Below are 19,496 nucleotides of genomic sequence, written 5' to 3'. Positions count from 1 at the left end.
GCTATGGCCACCATCTGACGGGAGATCGAGCCTTGGACTGGCATACCCTGCTCAACCGCGAACGCCTCGGCAAAGCCTTATACAGCCCCGAAGAACTGGGCCGCAGCCCATTCCACAAGGACCATGACCGCATCATCTTCTCCGGCGCCTTCCGCCGCCTGGGGCGCAAGACCCAGGTCCACCCGGTGTCCAGCAACGACCACATCCACACCCGCCTCACCCACTCCCTCGAAGTCAGTTGCGTAGGCCGCTCGCTGGGCATGAGGGTCGGCGAGACCCTGCGCGCCAACCTGCCCGACTGGTGTGCACCAAGCGACCTGGGCATGATCGTGCAATCGGCCTGCCTGGCTCACGACATCGGCAACCCACCGTTCGGCCACTCCGGTGAAGACGCCATCCGCCACTGGTTTCAGCAGGCAGCGGGCCGTGGGTGGCTCGACGACATGAGCGACGACCAACGTGCCGACTTTCTCAACTTCGAAGGTAATGCCCAGGGTTTTCGCGTGCTCACCCAGCTGGAATACCACCAGTTCGACGGCGGCACCCGTCTGACCTACGCCACCCTCGGCACCTACCTCAAGTACCCATGGAGCGCCCGTCATGCCGACGCGCTGGGGTACAAGAAACACAAGTTCGGCTGCTACCAGAGCGAACTGCCGCTGCTGCAGCAGATCGCTCACAAGCTGGGCCTGCCACAGCTCGAGGAACAACGCTGGGCTCGTCACCCGCTGGTGTACCTGATGGAGGCCGCGGACGACATCTGCTACGCGCTGATCGACCTGGAGGACGGCCTGGAGATGGAGCTGCTGCAGTACGCCGAGGTCGAGGCGCTGCTGCTGGACCTGGTCGGTGACGACCTGCCCGACACCTATCGGCAACTGGGCCCGGCGGATTCTCGTCGGCGCAAGCTGGCCATTCTGCGCGGCAAGGCCATCGAGCACTTGACCAACGCCGCCGCCGAGGCCTTCGTCGAACAGCAACAGGCACTGCTGGCCGGGCATCTGGCAGGGGACCTGGTCGAGCACATGCACGGACCGGCCAAGCACTGTGTGCTGCAGGCCAAGGATATCGCGCGCAAGAAGATCTTCCAGGACAAGCGCAAGACCCTGCACGAGATCGGCGCCTATACCACGCTGGAGATCCTCCTCAATGCCTTCTGCGGCGCAGCGCTCGAGCAACACGGTGGGCGCACGCCGTCATTCAAGAGTCGGCGTGTGCTGGACCTGATCGGCAACCACGCCCCCGACCCACACGGCACCCTGCACAACGCCTTCCTGCGCATGATCGACTTCATCGCTGGCATGACCGACAGCTACGCCAGTGAAATGGCTGGAGAAATGACAGGACGCTCCAGCCCTCATTGACAGACAACGAGGGACGGTCAGCCCCGGCTTGCCGTCCCTCTTGAAAGAAACTTCCTACGCAACCACTGCGCCATTAAATACTCAGAAGAATAATTTGAGATTTAGTGACTTTCTCGTCTTGACTCCTTACAAAACTCATACATATCCAAGCTGCGTGTAGTACTTGGACGTAGGTCTTTTCCCATATATGGCGTTACGCCTAGCCTCTCATGCGCGAAGGCGGTCAACTGCGATAAGGTTTTGTTTGCATCTGACAATCGCCGACTGGGAAGTTGATATGAGCTCCATATTTATTGTTGATGACCACCCCGTGATTCGCCTGGCCATTCGCATGTTGCTGGAAAATCAGAGCTACAAGGTCATTGGCGAATCTGACAACGGCGTCGAGGCCATGCAGATGATCCGTGAGACCCAGCCTGACCTGGTGATCCTCGACATCAGCATCCCCAAGCTCGACGGTTTGGAAGTCCTGGCACGTTTTCAGACCATGGGGCTGCCACTGAAAGTGCTGGTACTGACGGCACAGTCGCCTGCGTTGTTCGCGATCCGTTGCATGCACTCAGGCGCTGCCGGATTCGTATGCAAGCAGGAAGATCTGAGTGAATTGCTCAGCGCAGTCAAGGCCGTACTTTCTGGTTACAACTACTTCCCCAGCCAGGCAATGAACCCCCACCAGGAAATATCCGCTCGTGACATGGATCTTTTCCGACAAGTTAACGACAGAGAGTTGATGGTTCTTCAACTTTTCGCACAGGGGCGCAGCAACAAGGAAATAGCCAAAGGCATGTTCCTCAGCAACAAGACTGTCAGCACCTACAAAAAACGCCTGATGCAGAAGTTAAGGGTCGATACCTTGGTCGACCTGATCGAAGTGGCCAAGCGCAACGCGCTGGTCTGAGGTGGATCATGCCGAGGTACATCGCCTGCGTGCTGCTGACCCTGCTCAGCCTGGGTTGCCAGGCTCAAACGAAGCAGGAGCCCGCCCCCAGGAAACTCAACCTGCTGGTCCGCTCCACCTCCGAAGCAACCGTGCCAGCTTTTTCGACCGCGCAGCAGCAATGGCTGCAATGCCGCACCAGCCTGACACTGGGAACCTCCGCGCCCAACAATCCGCCCTTCGACGTCACCAATGGCAGCGAATATCAAGGCTTGACAGCGGAGTATGCCGGCCTGATCGGCAGGGCACTGGGGCTGGAAATAAAGGTGCTGCGCTTTAATCATCGCCAGGACGCAGTGGAAGCACTCAAGGCCGGGCGCATCGATCTGCTTGGCAGTGCAAACGGCTATGAGGCCGCGGTCGAGGGGGTGGCGCTGTCCAAACCCTACGCTGTAGATCGCCCCGTTCTGGTCACCCGCGAAGACGAGACACGCCCCCTCGACCTGGGGCTCGCCGACTTGCGCCTGAGCACGCTCTATCATTACCTGCCGCTCGAGGATATACATGCGCTTTACCCGCAAGCCCAGCTGAAAACCTTCGGTTCCACCTCCGAAGCGCTGAACGCTGTCGCATTTGGCCAGGCCGACGTCTTTCTCGGCGATACCATTTCGACTCACTTCCAGCTTACCCGCGGTCATCTGCCACAACTGCGCATGAGCAATTTCGGCAAGCACGAAGCCGTGGGCTTCAGCTTTGCCGTGCGTGCCCAGGATCAGCTGTTGATGGGCCTGATCAACACCATCCTGGACAGCCAGCCGGCCAGCGTCAGGAATTCGATCTTCAAGCGCTGGAGCGCGGGCAGCGACCTGCTGCTTACCGATCGTCGGCTGCAACTGACGCCGCGCGAGCAGCAATGGCTACATGATCACCCGAGCATGCGCGTGGTGGTAAACGATACCTCGGCTCCCCTGTCATTCTTCGACGGCAACGGCCATTTCCGCGGTATCACTGCCGACCTGCTGGAGCTGGTTCGACTGCGCACCGGCTTGCGTTTCGAGATCCAACGCGCTACCGGGATAAAGGAAATGATCCAGTCACTCGCGCAGGGCAGTGCTGACCTGATTGCTGCACTTGCCATCGCATCGCCTGCCCGAACAGACCTGCAACTCAGTCGCCCGTATCTCGAGAGCCCCTATGTACTGGTTACCCGCAGCGGCCGACCGTACACGTCGCTGGAACATCTGAATGGCCGCCGGGTCGCCGTTACACGACATACCTCCCCCTCCGTCCTGCTGGCGACGGCACACCCGAAGATCCGACTGATCGAGACCGAAAGCACTTTCTACTCCATGGCCCTGCTGGGCAGCGGCGCCGTGGACGCAGCCATCACCACGCTGCTGGATGCCAACCACGCCATCGCCGCCAACAACGATCTGGTGATCCGCAGCACCGTCGGCAACGACCCGGCCACCTTCTCCATGGCCAGCGTCAAGGACGCCAGCCCCCTGGCCTCCATCCTCGACAAAGCCTTGCTGAGCATCACGCCTGAAGAGCTGGGTGTCATCAACAGTCGCTGGCGCGGTTATGCATTGCACGATGGTGGCCAATGGCGCGAGTACCAGCGTCTGGTGCTGCAGGTCGTGCTGGGGATCGGCATCCTGCTGTTACTGGCGCTGGCCTGGAACGCCTACTTGCGACGCCAGATACGGCAGCGTCGCCGGGCAGAACGCGCCTTGAACGATCAGCTCGAGTTCATGCGCGCCCTGCTCAATGGGACCCCTCACCCGATGTACGTACGCGATCGCGAAGGACGGTTGCAAAGCTGTAACGACAGCTATCTGGAGGCCGTCGACGCGAGTGCCGACGCGGTCATGGGCAAACTGCTCCATGAAAGCCTGTTCAGCAACTGCGACTATACCCGGCAGATCCAAACCGACTATCTGCAGGTAATGGAAGCAGGCACGCCGCTGATCATCGACCGCCCCCTGCGCCTTAAAGACCGCGAACTGACCATCTACCACTGGATCCTTCCCTACCGCGACTCGCTGGGCGAAGTGCAAGGCATCATCGGCGGCTGGATCGACATCAGCGAACGCCGCAAGCTGATCCAGGACCTGCGCCTCGCGAAACAGCAGGCCGACGATGCCAACCGGGCCAAGAGCACCTTCCTGGCGACCATCAGCCATGAAATCCGCACGCCGATGAACGCCGTCATCGGCATGCTCGAACTCGCGGCCAGACGCGCCGATCAGGGGCAGTTGGACAAAGCGTCGATCGAGGTCGCCTATCATTCGGCCAGGGACCTGCTCGGGCTGATTGGCGATATTCTCGACATCGTCAGAATAGAGTCCGGGCATATGTCCCTGAGCCCCGAACCGATCGATCTGGCATCCCTGATCGAATCGGTACGACGGGTATTCGAAGGTCAGGCCCGAGAAAAAGGCCTGCTGCTGGAAGTGGTCATAGATCCCTCGGCACGTTGCCACGCCCTGCTCGATCCACTGCGTTTCAAGCAGGTGCTCTCCAACCTGGTCAGCAACTCGATCAAATTCACCAACGATGGCCATGTACGCATCAAAGCCTCGGTGCAGGAAAGCGAGCGCGACATGCTCGAGCTGGAAGTGCGCGACAGCGGGATCGGCATTCACGATGACGACTTGCGACGGTTGTTCACCCCCTTCGTACAGGTCGACCCACAGAGCGAAAGCGCCCGTGCCGGCACTGGGCTGGGCCTGGCGATCTGTCGCACCCTGTGCGAAATGATGGGCGGCCAACTGGCGATCAAGAGCCTGCAGGGCGTGGGTACCCAGGTACGACTGCTGATGCCGCTGCAGCGCGTGGCACCGCCCCCGGACAGCGTCGTGCGGCCCCCGCACATAGAGGCACCCGACACGCGGCTCAGGGTTCTTGTCATCGACGACCATCCCGCCAACCTGCAGTTGATGGCCCAGCAACTGACCTACCTGGGGCTCTGGCATGACAGCGCCCGCGACGGTCAGGAAGGGCTGGAAAAATGGCGGCACACAGACTTCGACGTGCTGATCCTGGACTGCAATATGCCGCGCATGAATGGCTACCAACTGGCAGAAGTCCTGCGCAGTGAAGAACGTCAACGGGGCAAGACGCCTTGCACCATTCTCGGCTACACCGCCAACGCCCAACCGGAAGTGCGCCAGCGTTGCCTGAACGCCGGCATGGACGACTGCCTGCTCAAGCCCATCAGCCTGCAAACCCTCGGCTTGCATCTGGCCAGCGTGAGCCCCTCGCAACGGCGGCAATCACAAGAACCTTTCGACCTCGACGCACTGGCGAAGATCGTCGGTGACCGCTGCGAGGACCGGGCAAGAATGCTGGCTACACTGCAACTGAGTCTCGAGCAGGACCTCACTCTACTGATGGCCCTGGACCCCGAGCACGACGCACAAGCCATCGTCGACCAGGCGCACAAGATTCTTGGCGTGGCACGCATGTTGGACGCAAAGGGATTGATGGAGGCTTGCCAGGCGCTGGAAACAGAGGGTATGTCGTCGACGCAACTGAAACTGCGTCGCCAGGCACTGGCGCGGCAGATGCGCCGCATAGAGAAGGCCTTGGCCGGTCAGCGTTGCCGACCAGCCAAGGCACAGTGACGCGGGATCAGGAAGCCGAGTTGATCGGCTTGTCCGGATACCAGGCATCCAGCAGCGGGCTGACTTCGATCTTGGTGAGTTCGCTGCGGCCTTTGAGCCACGCCTCGACAGTGGCGCGCTGCTCTTCGCTGACCGAGCCACGCTTGGCCAGGCAGACCAGGCCGAAGTCATCACCACCGACATAGTCCAGGCCGTTGGCGTCCATGGCTTCTGCCAGGAAAGCGTCGAGGAAGGCATCGATGGCTTCGTCGGACAGGTCTTCCTTGAAGTCCAGGTTCAGTTCGAAACCCAATTCCTGGAATTCATCCACGCACAGCTTCTTGCGCAGACGACGGGAACGGTTGGTAGCCATTGAAACAATCCTCTTGAGTAATTACGCGCGGCACTTTACCAGTTTCCGCGCCAGAGCGGCGCTTTTGTGTCGAACCTGCCCACAAACAGCACGCTTGGGGCATAATGCGCACTATATTTCGCCAAGGGGCCATCATCTCTTACAGCCCCGTCGTCCCTTTCCCTCGCCCGCAGGGTTACAGCACTCATGATCAAGACGCTTCGCCCACTGCTTTTCGCCGGCCTGCTCCTTCCCATCGCCTTGCCCAGCCAGGCTGCCGCCGTCAACACCAGCTTGCCACCGAAGGTGCAGCAGGCACTCAAGACCAACAAGCTGCAGGACAATGCCCTGTCGCTGGTGATGCTGCCACTCGATGGACCGGGCACGCCGACCATCTTCAATGCCGATGTCTCGGTCAACCCGGCCTCGACCATGAAGCTGGTGACCACCTACGCCGCTCTCGAATTGCTCGGCCCGACCTTTCAGTGGAAGACCGAGTTCTACACCGATGGCACCCTGAACAACGGCGTGCTCAACGGTAACCTCTACCTCAAGGGTGGCGGCGATCCGAAACTGAACATGGAAAAGCTCTGGTTGCTGATGCGTGACCTGCGTGCCAACGGTGTGCGCACCGTCACCGGGGACCTGGTACTGGACCGCAGCCATTTCGTGCAACCCACCCTGCCGCATTTCGACGACGATGGTGGTGACGTCAACAAGCCCTTCCTGGTCAAGCCGGACTCGCTGCTGGTCAACCTCAAGGCCCTGCGCTTCGTGGCCCGCAACGATGGCGGCAAGGTCGTGGTTTCGGTCGAGCCGCCCATCGCCAGCATCCGCATCGACAATCAGGTCAAGGCCGTGGCCTCGAAGCAATGCACCGGCGATGTACGCTACAACCCCGTGGTTCAGCCCGATGGCGTGAGCGTCACGGTCAGTGGCCAGCTCGGCGACGGCTGCAACTCGCAAACTTATCTGGCCCTGCTCGACCACCCCGCCTATGCGGCCGGTGCGGTCAGAGCGATCTGGAACGAGCTCGGCGGCAGCATCCAGGGCCGTGACCGCATCGAAAACGTGCCCAAGAGCGCACGCCTGCTGGCCCGGGCCTTCTCGCCAGACCTGGTCGAGGTGATCCGCGATATCAACAAATACAGCAACAACACCATGGCCCAGCAACTGTTCCTCAGCCTGGGCGCGCAATTTCGCACCGATGCCGACGGCGACGATGCCCGCGCGGCACAGCGTGTCGTGCGCCAGTGGCTGGCCAAGAAAGGCATCACCGCACCGCACCTCGTGATGGAAAACGGCTCTGGTCTGTCACGCGCCGAACGTGTCAGCACACGTGAAATGGCGGCTTTGCTGCAAGCCGCGTGGAAGAGCCCCTATGCGGCCGAATTCATCAGCTCGATGCCATTGGTGGGCATGGATGGCACCATGCGCAAGCGCCTGAAGCGCACCGCCATGACCGGCGAGGCGCACATCAAGACCGGCACCCTCAATACCGTACGCGCGATCGCAGGCTTCAGTCGCGACAGCAACGGTCATACCTGGGCCGTGTCGGCGATTCTCAATGATCCAAAGCCGTGGGGCGCCTCCCAGGTACTGGATCAGGTGTTGCTGGAGCTCTACCGCCAGCCCAAGGTCGGCACCGGGACTGTCGGCGTAGTGCCCTGACAGAAACGGACAAACCGGGGCTGTCACGCAGCCCCGACCACCTCAAGGCAACTCCGCCTCCACGCGATCGCGTCCGGCCTGCTTGGCCGCATAGACCCCCGCATCCGCTCGCAGCAACAAGGCATCGGCCCCTTCACCGACACGCCATCCCGCTACGCCGAAACTGGCCGTCACTCTGCCGACCCCTTCGACCGGCACACCGCGTACCCCCTGCCACAGCTCCAATGCAAGCTTGCGGGCCTGCTCGGCATTGCTGCCCGGGCAAAGCACCATGAACTCCTCGCCTCCCAGCCGGCAGAACACATCGGTCCGCCGCAAGCGATGGCCAATCCGCTGGCAAAGGCTGCGCAACACGCGATCGCCGACAGCATGGCCAAACTGGTCGTTGATGCATTTGAAGTGGTCGATATCGAGCATGATCACTGCCAGGTCCAGATCATCACGCTGGGCCCGCTCCAGCTCGACCTTGAGTCGCTCCTGGAAGTAACGCCGATTGTGGATGCCGGTAAGGACATCAGTCACCGACAATGCACGCAATTCCTCCTCCACCCGCTTGAGATCGGAGATGTCCGTCAGATAGCCATGCCAAAGGGTACAGCCCTCCTCCCCGATCTCCGGCGTTGCCTCCCCCCGCACCCAACGCAGACCGGCGCGGGGCAGGCAGACGCGGTACTCCTCGCGCCAGGGCGTCATACGCTCGGCCGACTGGCGCACCGAACGGCGCACCCGATCAAGATCGTCCGGATGAATGCGCTCGAACACCGTCGATGCGTCTTGGCGCAGCAGCTGCAGATCCACTTCATAAATGTCCAGCAGCCCGGCGCTGGCGTAGGGAAAACACGAATGGCCGTCGGCATCCAGACGATATTGGTAGATGCCGCCCGGGACCTCGGCACTGAGCTTCTCCAGCAGCCGATCACGGGCGGCCAACGCTTCATGAACACGACGACGCTCGGTGACATCGATGCAAATGGCCAGGTAACCCACCCACAAGCCTTGCTCGTCGAGCACCGCCGTCACCAGCATGTTGGCCAGCAAATGACTGCCGTCCTTGCGCACCAGGGTCCACTCCCCGGGCTCCCCTGCACCCTCCTGCACGGTTTCGGCGAACATCGCCTGACCTGCCGTGATCTCGCGCCCATAGCGCAGACTCAAGGCATGGGCACGCTGGCGCAGTTCGTCGGGCTGGACCAGATCCTCCAGCGCCAGGTGACCGAGCGCTTCGTCGGCCGAGTACCCCAGCATGCGCTGGGCTCCTGCATTGAAGGTGCTGATAACGCCCCGCAGGCTGGTGGCAATGATTGCTACCTGGGTCGCGGCATCCAGCACGCTGCGTAGCTGGTTGTGAGTCTCACGCAGCGACTGCTCGCTCACGCGCAGTGCCGCCGTGCGCTGCTCTACCAGGGTCAAAGCACGCTGACGCTGGCTGAACAGGCTGTAGAGCAAGGCGCTGAGCAACAGGCTCAACAAACCACCGAGCAGCGTCACGGTGAACACCGCCGAGGAACGGTTGGCCTGGAGGAAGGCTTCGCTGGGGCGAATATCGAGCTGATAGTGATGGTCGGCCAGATGCAGCAACTGGCTGCTGGTCAAAGGCAATGGCGCGCCAAGGTTGCCCGAATCGTACAACGTCTCATGGCCCTGGCTGCCCGACAGATCGAGGATACGTACCACCAGGTTATCGTCCGACGCGGTCGGCAGCCCCTCGCCAATCAGCTGACGCATGCTCAACAAGGCCATGACATAACCGGCAGGCGGCCCGCTCGGCGCCGACGCGGTGAACACCGGTGCGACGATCAGCAGGCCACGGGTGTAGGCCGGCTCGACATCGATCATGTCCAGTGGGGAGGAGACCGCCAGGCTGCCGGGCGTGGTGGCGCGATCCAGCGCATCCTGGCGCTGAGGCTGGCTACGCAGGTCGAGCCCGTAAGGCTGGTCGTGCTGATGGGTGGCCTGGGTGTAGAGCACCGGGTAATAGAAGGCCCGTGACGGCGATGCCTGCCAAAGGCCTTGGGCATCGAAATCACGAATCTGATAGGGGCGCCCCAGCCAGGTGCTGGCGCGGCGCTCGAAGGCATCGCGCTCGTCGGCTTCGACCCGCGGCGCCCAGGAATATGCCTGGGTACGGTGCAACAAGGGGCGGGCGTAACCGTCGAACTCCTCGGGGAGAATGTCACTGGAATAGGTGAAGAAGCGCCGCAGACCGTCCAGGCGCTGTTCCTGATCCTCGAAGCGTTCGGCGATACGGCTGTAGCGCTCACTGGCCAGCAGTTCGAAGCGCTGACGCAACTGCTGCTTGTAGAAGGCGTGGGCGGCGAAGGCCAGCGCAGCAGTGAGCAACCCGCCGGCCACCAGCGCGAACAGCGCAACGGCCCAGGCCGAGAGCGCCTCGCTGATCAGGCCGAACATCTTCGCACGCACCCTCGACATAGAGCATTCTCACCACGTCAGCGTCCTGCGAATTGTTCGGCCCTGAGCTGATTTATAGCCATTAGCCATCAGCCCTGCAATGCACTTCTTCTCTTCAGCGTAGCTGCAGGCGCCAGGCGCGGTGGATGCGGTTATTGCGGGCAAAGTCCGGATCCAGGGTCTGTGCGCTGATCTCTTCCACCGCATAGCGCTCAAGCAGGTGCTCGTCGAGCTGGAACTTGCGGAAGTTGTTGGAGAAGTACAACACGCCCCCCGGCGCCAGACGCGCCATCGCCAGGTCGAGCAGACGCACGTGGTCACGCTGCACGTCGAACACCCCCTCCATGCGCTTGGAGTTGGAGAAGGTCGGTGGGTCGATGAAGATCAGGTCGTAGCTGTCCTGGGCATTCTCCAGCCAGGCCATCACATCGCTCTGTTCCAGGCGGTTGCGCTCGGAGAAGCCATTGAGCGACAGGTTGCGCCGCGCCCAATCCAGGTAGGTTTTCGACAGGTCGACGCTGGTGGTACTGCGCGCACTACCCTTGGCCGCATGCACGGTGGCGGTAGCGGTGTAGCAGAAGAGGTTGAGGAAGCGCTTGCCCGATGCTTCGCGCTGGATACGCAGACGAATCGGACGGTGATCAAGGAACAGGCCGGTGTCCAGGTAGTCGGTCAGGTTGACCAGCAGCTTGACGCCGCCTTCGCTGACTTCCTGGAAGCGCCCTTCCGTGGCCTGACGCTCATACTGGCGTGTACCGCCCTGACGCTCGCGGCGCTTGAGCACCACGCGCTGAGGATCGACACCCAGAGCCTGGGGAATCGCCGCCAAGGCATCGAGCAGGCGCGCCTGGGCCTTGTCCGGGTCGACCGAACGCGGCGCCGCGTACTCCTGAACGTGCACCCAATCATGATACAGGTCGACCGCCAGGGCATATTCGGGCATGTCGGCATCGTACAGACGGTAGCAGTCGACCTGCTCGCGGCGGGCCCACTTGCCCAGCTGCTTCAGATTCTTCTGCAAGCGGTTGGCGAACATCTGCGCGCCTTCGGAAAGGCGTGCCGGTTCATGGGCCACGGCCGGTGCCGCACGCGAGTCGCCGGCCTGATCATCGGTCGGGCGACGCTCACCCGTCACGAACTGGTCGGGCTGGACCTTGAACAGCAACAGCTTGCACGGCAGCGCACCGTTCCAGAACGCATACTGCTTGTGGCTGCGGATGCCCATGCGCTTGCCCAATTCGGGTGCGCCGGTGAACACCGCCGCTTCCCAGCCCATGCAGGCCTGGCGCAGGCGCTCGCCGAGGTTCTGGTAGAGGTAGAGCAGGCTCGCCTCGTCCCCCAGACGCTCGCCATAGGGCGGGTTGCTGATGACCAGGCCTTTCTGGTTCTGGTCCGGGCGCGGCTCGAAGCTGGCGACTTCGCCCTGGTAGATCTTCACCCAGTCACCCAGGCCTGCGCGCTCGACGTTGTTGCGTCCGGGCTGAATCAACCGCGGATCGGCCTCGTAGCCGCGAATCCACAAAGGTGGCTTGGCCAGGCCCGCCTGGGCACGGGCCTGGGCCTCGTCATGCACCTTGCGCCACAGCGCTGGGACATGGCCCTGCCAGGCACTGAAGCCCCAACGCTCGCGCTTGAGGTTCGGTGCAATATCGGCGGCAATCATCGCAGCTTCGACGAGGAAGGTCCCGACACCGCACATGGGGTCGGCCAGCGCGCCGCCCTCGGCGGCAATACGCGGCCAACCGGCGCGGATCAACACCGCGGCAGCCAGGTTTTCCTTGAGCGGTGCAGCACCCTGCTGCAGGCGATAGCCGCGTTGGTGCAGGCTGTGGCCGGAAAGGTCGATGGACAGGATGGCTTCACCGCGGTCCAGGCGCAGGTGTACACGCAGGTCAGGGTCGATCTTGTCCACGGATGGGCGCTGGCCTTCACGGTTGCGCAGCTTGTCGACAATGGCGTCCTTGACCTTGAGCGCACCGAAGTGGGTGTTGTCGATGCCCGATCCATGGCCACTGAACTCCACCGCCAGGGTGCCGTCGGCGGCCAGGTGGTCCTGCCAGTCGACACCGTGCACGCCATCATAGAGGTCGTCGGCGTTTTTCATGGCGAAGCGCTTGACCACCAACAGCACGCGGTTGGCCAGGCGCGACCAGAGGCACAGCCGGTAGGCAGTTTCCATGTCGGCCGCGCCGCGGATCGCCGAGGTGTGCTCGCGCACGTCGGCCAGGCCCAGGCCGCGGGCTTCTTCCGCAAGCAGCCCTTCCAGGCCTTTGGGGCAGGTGAGATAGAGTTCGAGTGAGTCCGACATGTAGATTCCAGAGCCTCTGGGCTGTGTGCTGGCAACGCGACGCATCGCTGTTGCCTGAGTTTGCCGGATACCCTTCCAGCAGGTATCCGGGTGGCGTGCCGATCATTCGGCAAACCGGGCCACCCGATCGACATCCAGCGCCGGCTGGCGCAAGGTGGTTTGATCGTCGGGCAGTGTGAAAATTTCGTCTAACGAAGGCATCGATGTGACCCTTCGTCGCATTACCAGATGTTGCGTCAGTTCGATGGCGCCAATGGCCAAATGATTTCAATCATCGGCAAACCCTCATCATAGCGGGACAAAACCTAAACAAGGTTGAGTCGCATTTATTTACTTATCCCCTCACCCCTGGAAAGGTTACGTCCTTATGACAAATTGATCATTCACACTGTGACCCGCATTGGTTAGAACTGACCTCAGGCCGCTTCGCAACGAGGCGGCACTTTCAGCTCGCCACGCCGGCAGCGAGCGCAAAACCGGCAGAAAGATTCTGCCCGGCCTCGGAGAGGCCGACGGGACATTACAGTCAACAAGTGAGGGCAACACCCTATGAGAAGACTTAAGCGTGATCCGTTGGAAAGAGCATATTCACGTGGCTACCAATACGGGGTAACCGGCAAATCCCGCGAACTTTGCCCCTTCAATCTGCCATCCGTTCGCCAGGCATGGATCAACGGTTGGCGTGAAGGTCGCGGCGACAACTGGGACGGCATGACCGGCACCGCTGGCATCCAGAGACTCAACGAAAATCACGCCGTTGGCTGAACGAGGACACTGAATTCGAGTCACCATGCACGCCCCATCCGGGCGGCGGGCTGCGGCCCAGGGGCCCCTTGAAGGGGCCCTTTTTATTGGGCCGCGTCTTTGTTAGCGGGGCAGCGCCGCAATTGCATCCACCGCTTCGCGAATCAGTGCAGGGCCCTTGTAGATGAAGCCCGAATAGATCTGCACCAGGCTCGCACCGGCTGCGATTTTCTCGGCGGCATGGCGACCTTCGGTGATTCCGCCCGCAGCGATGATCGGCAACTTGCCGCCCAGTTCAGCAGCCAGCACCTTGACGATGTGAGTGCTCTTCTCCAGCACCGGCGCCCCGGAAAGCCCACCCGCCTCGCCCCCGAACGGCAGCCCTTCGACCCCTTCGCGACCCAAAGTGGTATTGGTCGCGATTACCGCATCCATGCCCGACTCGACCAGGGCTGCCGCCACCAGCGCGGTTTCCTCATCGCTCATGTCCGGTGCGATCTTGATCGCCAGCGGCACGCGTTTGCCGTGCTCGCTCGCCAGCTGTTCACGACGCTCGGCCAGCGCGTCGAGCAGTTGCTTGAGCGAATCACCGAATTGCAGGCTGCGCAGGCCGGGAGTGTTGGGCGAGCTGACGTTGACCGTGATGTAGCTGGCCTGGGTGTAGACTTTTTCGAGGCAGATCAGGTAGTCGTCCTGGGCACGCTCGACTGGCGTGTCGAAATTCTTGCCGATGTTGATGCCCAGCACGCCGTCATAACGCGCCGCGCGCACCCGTTCCAGCAGGTGATCCACACCCAGGTTGTTGAAGCCCATGCGGTTGATGATCGCAGTCGCTTCCGGCAGGCGGAACAACCGTGGCTTCGGATTGCCAGGCTGTGGCCGCGGGGTGACAGTGCCGATCTCGACGAAGCCGAAGCCGAGCTGGGCGAAGCCATCGATGGCCGCGCCGTTCTTGTCCAGGCCTGCGGCAAGGCCCACGGGGTTGGCGAAGTTCAAGCCCATGACGGTCACCGGCACCGAGGCCGGGCGCTTGCACAGCAGGCCATTGAGGCCAAGGCGGCCACCGGCGCCGATGAGGTCGAGCGACAGGTCGTGGGAGGTTTCCGGGGAGAGCTTGAACAGCAGCTGGCGGGCCAGGGTATACATGGGCAGGCAGGACTCGGGGATGAGTGAGGGATGCGATTATAGCCAGCGCGCCGTCCGCGCGACAGGGCCTTGGCACATGGGTTGCTTCGAAGCGCTGGCAACCCGATCGGTACGGGTGAGGATATTTCGTGAACACAGCCCCTCCGACAACACCCTTGGCCTGGGTCAACGGCAGCGATGCCCCCGAGAAACCCAGCCTGAACATCGGTTTCATGGCCCTGACCGACTGCGCCTCGGTGGTGGTCGCGGCCACGCAGGGCTTCGCCCAGCTCCAGGGTCTGACCCTCAATCTTCAGCGTCAGGCCTCCTGGGCCGGGACCCGAGACAAACTCGCCAGCGGCGAACTGGATGCTGCCCACTGCCTGTACGGGCTGGTCTACGCCATGCACCTGGGCATGGGCGGTGCCGTGGCCAACGATATGGCGGTGCTCATGGGCCTGAACCAGAATGCCCAGGCCATCAACCTTTCCCCGGAACTGCAGCGCAAGGGCGTGACCAGCCCTGAAGCACTGGCACGGCTGGTGCACCAGCGTGGCGCACGCCTGACCTTCGCCCAGACGTTTCCCACCGGCACCCACGCCATGTGGCTGTACTACTGGCTGGCCAGCCAGGGCATCCACCCGCTGCACGATGTCGACAGCGTGGTGGTGCCACCGGCACAGATGGTCGCGCACCTGCAGGCCGGGCGCATTGATGGCTTCTGTGCCGGCGAGCCCTGGTCGGCAGACGCCGTGGGGCAGAACCAGGGTTTCACCCTGGCAACCAGTCAATCGATCTGGCCGGACCATCCAGAAAAGGTCCTGGCGAGCACCCGCGCTTTCGTCGAGCACTACCCCAACAGCGCCCGCGCGCTGGTCAAGGCGATACTCGCCGCCAGCCGTTTCATCGAGCAAAGCCCGGAAAATCGCCGAGGCACGGCGCAACTGCTCAGCGGCAGGGCCTACCTGGATACGCCAGCCAGCAACATCGAACCGCGCCTGCTGGGCGACTACCACGACGGACTGGGCAACCGCTGGCAGGATCGTCACGCCCTGCGCGTGCATGACCAAGGTCGGGCGAACCTGCCCTATCTGTCCGACGGCATGTGGTTCATGACCCAGTTCCGACGCTGGGGCCTGCTGCGCGAGGATCCGGACTACCTGGCGGTGGCCACTCGTGTGCAGCAACTGGCGCTGTACCGTGAAGCAGCCCAGGCCGTGGGCGTGCCCTGCGCAGATGAACCGATGCGCAGCAGCCTGCTGATCGACGGCATCCGCTGGGACGGCAGCGACCCCCATGCCTATGCCCGCAGTTTCCGCCTGCACGCCCTGGATGACGCCCCGCACATGCGGGTTGGTTCGTGAAGGTGGCCACCATGCTGCGTATTCTGCTGATCGATGATACCGAGAAGAAGGTCGGTCGCCTCAAGGCTGCTCTGATCGAAACTGGCTTCGATGTGATCGAGGCGCCGGGGCTGACCATCGACCTGCCCACCTGCGTCGAAACGGTGCGCCCGGATGTCGTGCTGATCGATACCGAGTCACCGGGTCGCGATGTGATGGAACAGGTGGTGCTGGTCAGTCGCGACCAGCCACGGCCCATCGTGCTGTTCACCGACGAACATGATCCGGGGGTGATGCGCCAGGCGATCCAGGCCGGCGTCAGCGCCTACATCGTCGAAGGCATCCATGCAGCGCGCCTGCAGCCGATCCTCGACGTGGCCATGGCCCGCTTCGAGAGCGACCAGGCGCTCAAGGCGCAGCTGCTGGCTCGCGACCAGCAGTTGGCCGAACGCAAGCGCATCGAACAGGCCAAGGGCCTGCTGATGAAGATGAAGGACTGCAATGAAGAGCAGGCCTACACCCTGATGCGTCGCCAGGCCATGAGCCGTCAGCAGAAGCTGATTCAGGTGGCCGAGCAGATCATCGCCATGTCCGAGATGCTTGGCTGAGTCGATGTTGGCCCGGCTCTTGCTCAGCCAATAGCTCAGGTAGCCAACGGCGGTTGCCACATCATCCCGACAAAGACGTCGCTCTCCCCTCCACGCTGATGGACCGGGTAGCGACGTCTTTTTCATTTGCGCCCTGCGCAGGCAGGGCATGACAACCGTTGCAAGCCGCGCGAGGTGTTCAATGAATACGAGCTTCTGGAAATCCGGGCATGTGCCTACGCTGTTTGCCGCCTTCCTCTACTTCGACCTGAGCTTCATGGTCTGGTACCTGCTCGGTCCCTTGGCAGTGCAGATCTCCGCCGACCTGCAGCTGACTGCCCAGCAACGGGGCCTGATGGTCGCAACACCGATCCTGGCCGGTGCCATATTGCGCTTTATCATGGGCATGCTGGTCGACCGACTGTCTCCCAAGACTGCCGGGCTGATCGGCCAGGTCGTGGTGATCGTCGCCCTGGCCTGTGCCTGGTTCATGGGCATTCACAGTTACGAACAGGCGCTGCTGCTGGGCGTGTTCCTCGGCGTTGCAGGTGCCTCGTTCGCCGTGTCGCTGCCGTTGGCGTCGCAGTGGTATCCACCTCAGCACCAGGGCAAGGCCATGGGCATCGCTGGTGCGGGTAATTCCGGAACGGTGTTCGCAGCCCTGCTCGCCCCAGTGCTGGCCGCAGGTTTCGGCTGGAACAACGTGTTCGGTTTCGCCGTCATCCCGCTGGTGATCACTCTCGTGGCCTTTGCCCTGCTGGCACGCAACGCCCCACAGCGCCCCAAGCCCAAGGCGATGGCAGACTATTTCAAGGCACTGGGCGATCGAGACAGCTGGTGGTTCATGTTCTTCTACAGCGTCACCTTCGGTGGCTTCATCGGCCTGGCCAGCGCCCTGCCGGGCTACTTCAGCGACCAGTATGGCCTGAGCCCGATCACCGCCGGCTACTACACGGCGGCCTGCGTATTCGCCGGCAGCCTCATGCGCCCGCTGGGCGGGGCCCTCGCCGACCGTTTCGGTGGCATCCGCACCTTGCTCGGGATGTACAGTGTGGCGGCGGTGTGCATCGCCGCGGTCGGCTTCAACCTGTCCAGCGCCGCGGCAGCCCTGGCCCTGTTCGTCAGCGCCATGCTTGGCCTGGGCGCTGGCAACGGTGCGGTGTTCCAATTGGTGCCGCAACGCTTCCGCCAGGAAATCGGGGTCATGACCGGCCTGATCGGCATGGCCGGTGGTATCGGCGGCTTCCTGCTGGCGGCAGGCCTGGGTGCAATCAAGCAGCACAGCGGCGACTATCAGCTTGGCCTGTGGCTGTTCGCCAGCCTGGGGTTGCTCGCCTGGTTCGGCCTGTATGGGGTCAAGCGTCGCTGGCGCACCACCTGGGGTTCGGCTGCCGTAACGGCGGCGCGGGTCTGACCGCATGAGCTTGCAACTGGCGTTCGCCCAGGCCAGCGCCACCGGCCCGCGCCCGGAAAACCAGGATGCCCTGCGCCTGGTCACCCCGGCCGCAGAGCTGGCCGCCAGCAAGGGCTACCTGTTCGCCCTCGCCGACGGTGTCAGCCAGTGCGCCGATGGTGGCCTGGCCGCCAGGGCCAGCCTGCAGGCCTTGGCACTGGACTACTATTCCACCCCCGCCACCTGGGGGGTGGCCCAGGCCTTGGATCGGCTGCTGCTGGCGCAGAACCGCTGGCTGCGTGCCCAGGGCAACGGTCAACCGCTGATGACCACGCTGACCGCCCTGGTGCTGCGCGGCAAGCGGTTCACCCTCGCCCATGTCGGCGACTGCCGCGCCTACCACTGGCACGACGGTCGCCTGTCGTGCCTGAGCGATGACCATGTCTGGGACCAGCCAGGGATGCATCATGTGCTCAAGCGCGCCTTGGGTCTGGACCAACACCTGCTGGTCGATTACCGGGAGGGTGAACTGCAGCCAGGCGAGTGCTTCGTGCTGCTCAGCGATGGTGTCTGGTCAAGCCTGAGCGATCAGCAGATCCTGTCGATCCTGCGTGAGCAGCCTGACTTGCAGGTGGCCGCCGATACCCTGGTCGCCACCGCGCACCTGTGTGGCAGCCAGGACAACGCCAGCGCATTGCTGGTCAGGGTCGAACAACCGGGCTCCGCGAATCTGGGCGACACCCTTGCGCAGTTGCAGGAATGGCCGATACCAACCGCCCTGCGTACGGGCCAGCGCATCGATGGCTGGTGTGTTGAGGGGCTGCTCGCCCAGAGCCGACAATCCTTGCTCTACCAGGTCAAGGATGCCCAGGGCCAGACATGGTTGCTCAAGACCCTCCCACCGGCCCGCGAAACCGATCAAGGCGCCGCCCAGCGGCTGCTGCTCGAAGAATGGTTTCTGCGCCGGGTTGCTGGCCGACACTTCCCCGAGGTGAATGCCGCCAGCCAGCGCCAGCACCTGTACTACCTCATGCGCCAATATCCCGGTCAGACGCTTGCCAGCCTGTTCGCCGAGCATGGGCCCTTGCCACTACCACAATGGCTGGAACTGACGCGCCAGTTGCTGCAGGCGGTGGGCGTGCTGCACCGGCGCAACCTGCTGCACCGCGATATCAAGCCGGAAAACCTGCACCTGGGTGAAGATGGTCAACTGCGCCTGCTGGATTTCGGCCTGGCGTATTGCCCAGGGCTGTCAGAGGATCAACCGCACGATCTGCCCGGCACACCTTCGTTCATTGCCCCGGAAGCCTTCGATGGTGAGCCGCCGACACCCCGTCAGGATCTCTATGCCGTTGGCGTGACCCTGTACTACCTGCTGACCGGGCACTATCCGTACGGCGAAGTCGAGGCGTTCCAGCGCCCACGCTTCGCAGCGCCAGTCAATGCTGCGCGCTATCGTCCCGACCTGCCGGAATGGTTGCAGCGCAGCCTGGAAAAAGCTGTCTCGGTGGACCCTGCACAACGTTTCGAAACTGCCGAACAATGGCTGCTGCTGCTCGAACGCGGTGACCGCCAGGAGTTGGCCATGCGCCCTCGCCCCCTGCTGGAGCGCGAGCCGCTGAAGGTCTGGCGAACCTTGGCGCTGTTGTCGATGGTGTTGAACCTGGTGCTGCTGTACATCCTGCTTAAAAGGTAAGCCTGAGCGAACCTCTTCG

General features: G+C 62.7%; 13 protein-coding genes. 9 read left to right on the top strand and 4 right to left on the bottom strand.

Annotated features, from left to right (window positions below; genetic code table 11):
* Window positions 1-32 precede the first annotated feature (32 nt).
* The 3 genes from IAE40_RS11750 (at window position 33) to IAE40_RS11740 (ending at window position 5,870) form a co-directional block, all read left to right on the top strand.
* Window positions 33-1,364 carry a deoxyguanosinetriphosphate triphosphohydrolase gene (locus tag IAE40_RS11750; protein ID WP_125930368.1) on the top strand — a complete coding sequence of 444 codons (1,332 nt, stop codon included), beginning with the start codon at window positions 33-35 and terminating at the stop codon, window positions 1,362-1,364.
* Between the two features lie 277 nt (window positions 1,365-1,641).
* A complete protein-coding gene (locus tag IAE40_RS11745; RefSeq protein WP_063544006.1) occupies window positions 1,642-2,262 on the top strand; it encodes a response regulator transcription factor in 621 nt (206 codons plus the stop codon).
* Window positions 2,263-2,270: 8 nt separating this feature from the next.
* Window positions 2,271-5,870: an ATP-binding protein gene (locus IAE40_RS11740; protein ID WP_153772914.1), complete on the top strand. Its 3,600-nt coding sequence runs from the start codon at window positions 2,271-2,273 to the stop codon at window positions 5,868-5,870.
* A gap of 7 nt (window positions 5,871-5,877) precedes the next feature.
* Here the strand turns inward: IAE40_RS11740 and IAE40_RS11735 are convergent, their stop codons facing one another.
* On the bottom strand, window positions 5,878-6,222 hold the full coding sequence (locus tag IAE40_RS11735; RefSeq protein ID WP_054892459.1) for a YggL family protein: 345 nt from the start codon (window positions 6,220-6,222) through the stop codon (window positions 5,878-5,880).
* 186 nt (window positions 6,223-6,408) lie between these two features.
* On the opposite strand from IAE40_RS11735, the gene dacB reads away from it, so the two are divergent.
* A complete protein-coding gene (dacB, locus tag IAE40_RS11730; protein ID WP_054892460.1) occupies window positions 6,409-7,872 on the top strand; it encodes a D-alanyl-D-alanine carboxypeptidase/D-alanyl-D-alanine endopeptidase in 1,464 nt (487 codons plus the stop codon).
* Window positions 7,873-7,914: 42 nt separating this feature from the next.
* Here the strand turns inward: dacB and IAE40_RS11725 are convergent, their stop codons facing one another.
* Both IAE40_RS11725 and rlmKL read right to left on the bottom strand, forming a co-directional pair.
* Entirely contained in the window at window positions 7,915-10,302 is a 2,388-nt protein-coding gene (locus IAE40_RS11725) for a sensor domain-containing diguanylate cyclase (protein WP_200603204.1), read from the bottom strand.
* Window positions 10,303-10,396: 94 nt separating this feature from the next.
* Window positions 10,397-12,589, bottom strand: coding sequence for a bifunctional 23S rRNA (guanine(2069)-N(7))-methyltransferase RlmK/23S rRNA (guanine(2445)-N(2))-methyltransferase RlmL (gene rlmKL, locus IAE40_RS11720; protein WP_200603203.1), 2,193 nt, complete (start codon window positions 12,587-12,589; stop codon window positions 10,397-10,399).
* Between the two features lie 549 nt (window positions 12,590-13,138).
* Here rlmKL and rmf point away from each other — a divergent pair.
* Complete coding sequence (gene rmf / locus IAE40_RS11715; protein WP_080642046.1) at window positions 13,139-13,354, top strand: ribosome modulation factor; 216 nt, start codon at window positions 13,139-13,141, stop codon at window positions 13,352-13,354.
* Between the two features lie 102 nt (window positions 13,355-13,456).
* Here rmf and IAE40_RS11710 read toward each other — a convergent pair whose 3' ends face one another.
* The gene (locus tag IAE40_RS11710; protein WP_063543995.1) at window positions 13,457-14,479 is read right to left on the bottom strand and encodes a quinone-dependent dihydroorotate dehydrogenase; all 1,023 of its coding nucleotides are present in this window, start codon (window positions 14,477-14,479) and stop codon (window positions 13,457-13,459) included.
* Between the two features lie 128 nt (window positions 14,480-14,607).
* Between IAE40_RS11710 and IAE40_RS11705 the strand changes: the two genes are divergently transcribed.
* From IAE40_RS11705 to IAE40_RS11690, 4 genes are all read left to right on the top strand, one after another.
* Window positions 14,608-15,822 (top strand): CmpA/NrtA family ABC transporter substrate-binding protein, encoded by a 1,215-nt coding sequence (locus IAE40_RS11705; RefSeq protein WP_200603202.1) that lies wholly within the window; start codon window positions 14,608-14,610, stop codon window positions 15,820-15,822.
* 11 nt (window positions 15,823-15,833) lie between these two features.
* Window positions 15,834-16,409 (top strand): ANTAR domain-containing response regulator, encoded by a 576-nt coding sequence (locus IAE40_RS11700; protein ID WP_054892484.1) that lies wholly within the window; start codon window positions 15,834-15,836, stop codon window positions 16,407-16,409.
* A gap of 181 nt (window positions 16,410-16,590) precedes the next feature.
* A complete protein-coding gene (locus IAE40_RS11695; protein WP_054892465.1) occupies window positions 16,591-17,802 on the top strand; it encodes a nitrate/nitrite transporter in 1,212 nt (403 codons plus the stop codon).
* 4 nt (window positions 17,803-17,806) lie between these two features.
* Window positions 17,807-19,477, top strand: coding sequence for a bifunctional protein-serine/threonine kinase/phosphatase (locus IAE40_RS11690; protein ID WP_200603201.1), 1,671 nt, complete (start codon window positions 17,807-17,809; stop codon window positions 19,475-19,477).
* Window positions 19,478-19,496 lie beyond the last annotated feature (19 nt).

The organism is Pseudomonas sp. S44, from assembly GCF_016624805.1.
Lineage (GTDB): Bacteria > Pseudomonadota > Gammaproteobacteria > Pseudomonadales > Pseudomonadaceae > Aquipseudomonas > Aquipseudomonas machongensis.
The sequence above is the reverse complement of the archived record's forward strand: the minus strand, read 5'-3'. Positions and strand labels throughout refer to the sequence as shown.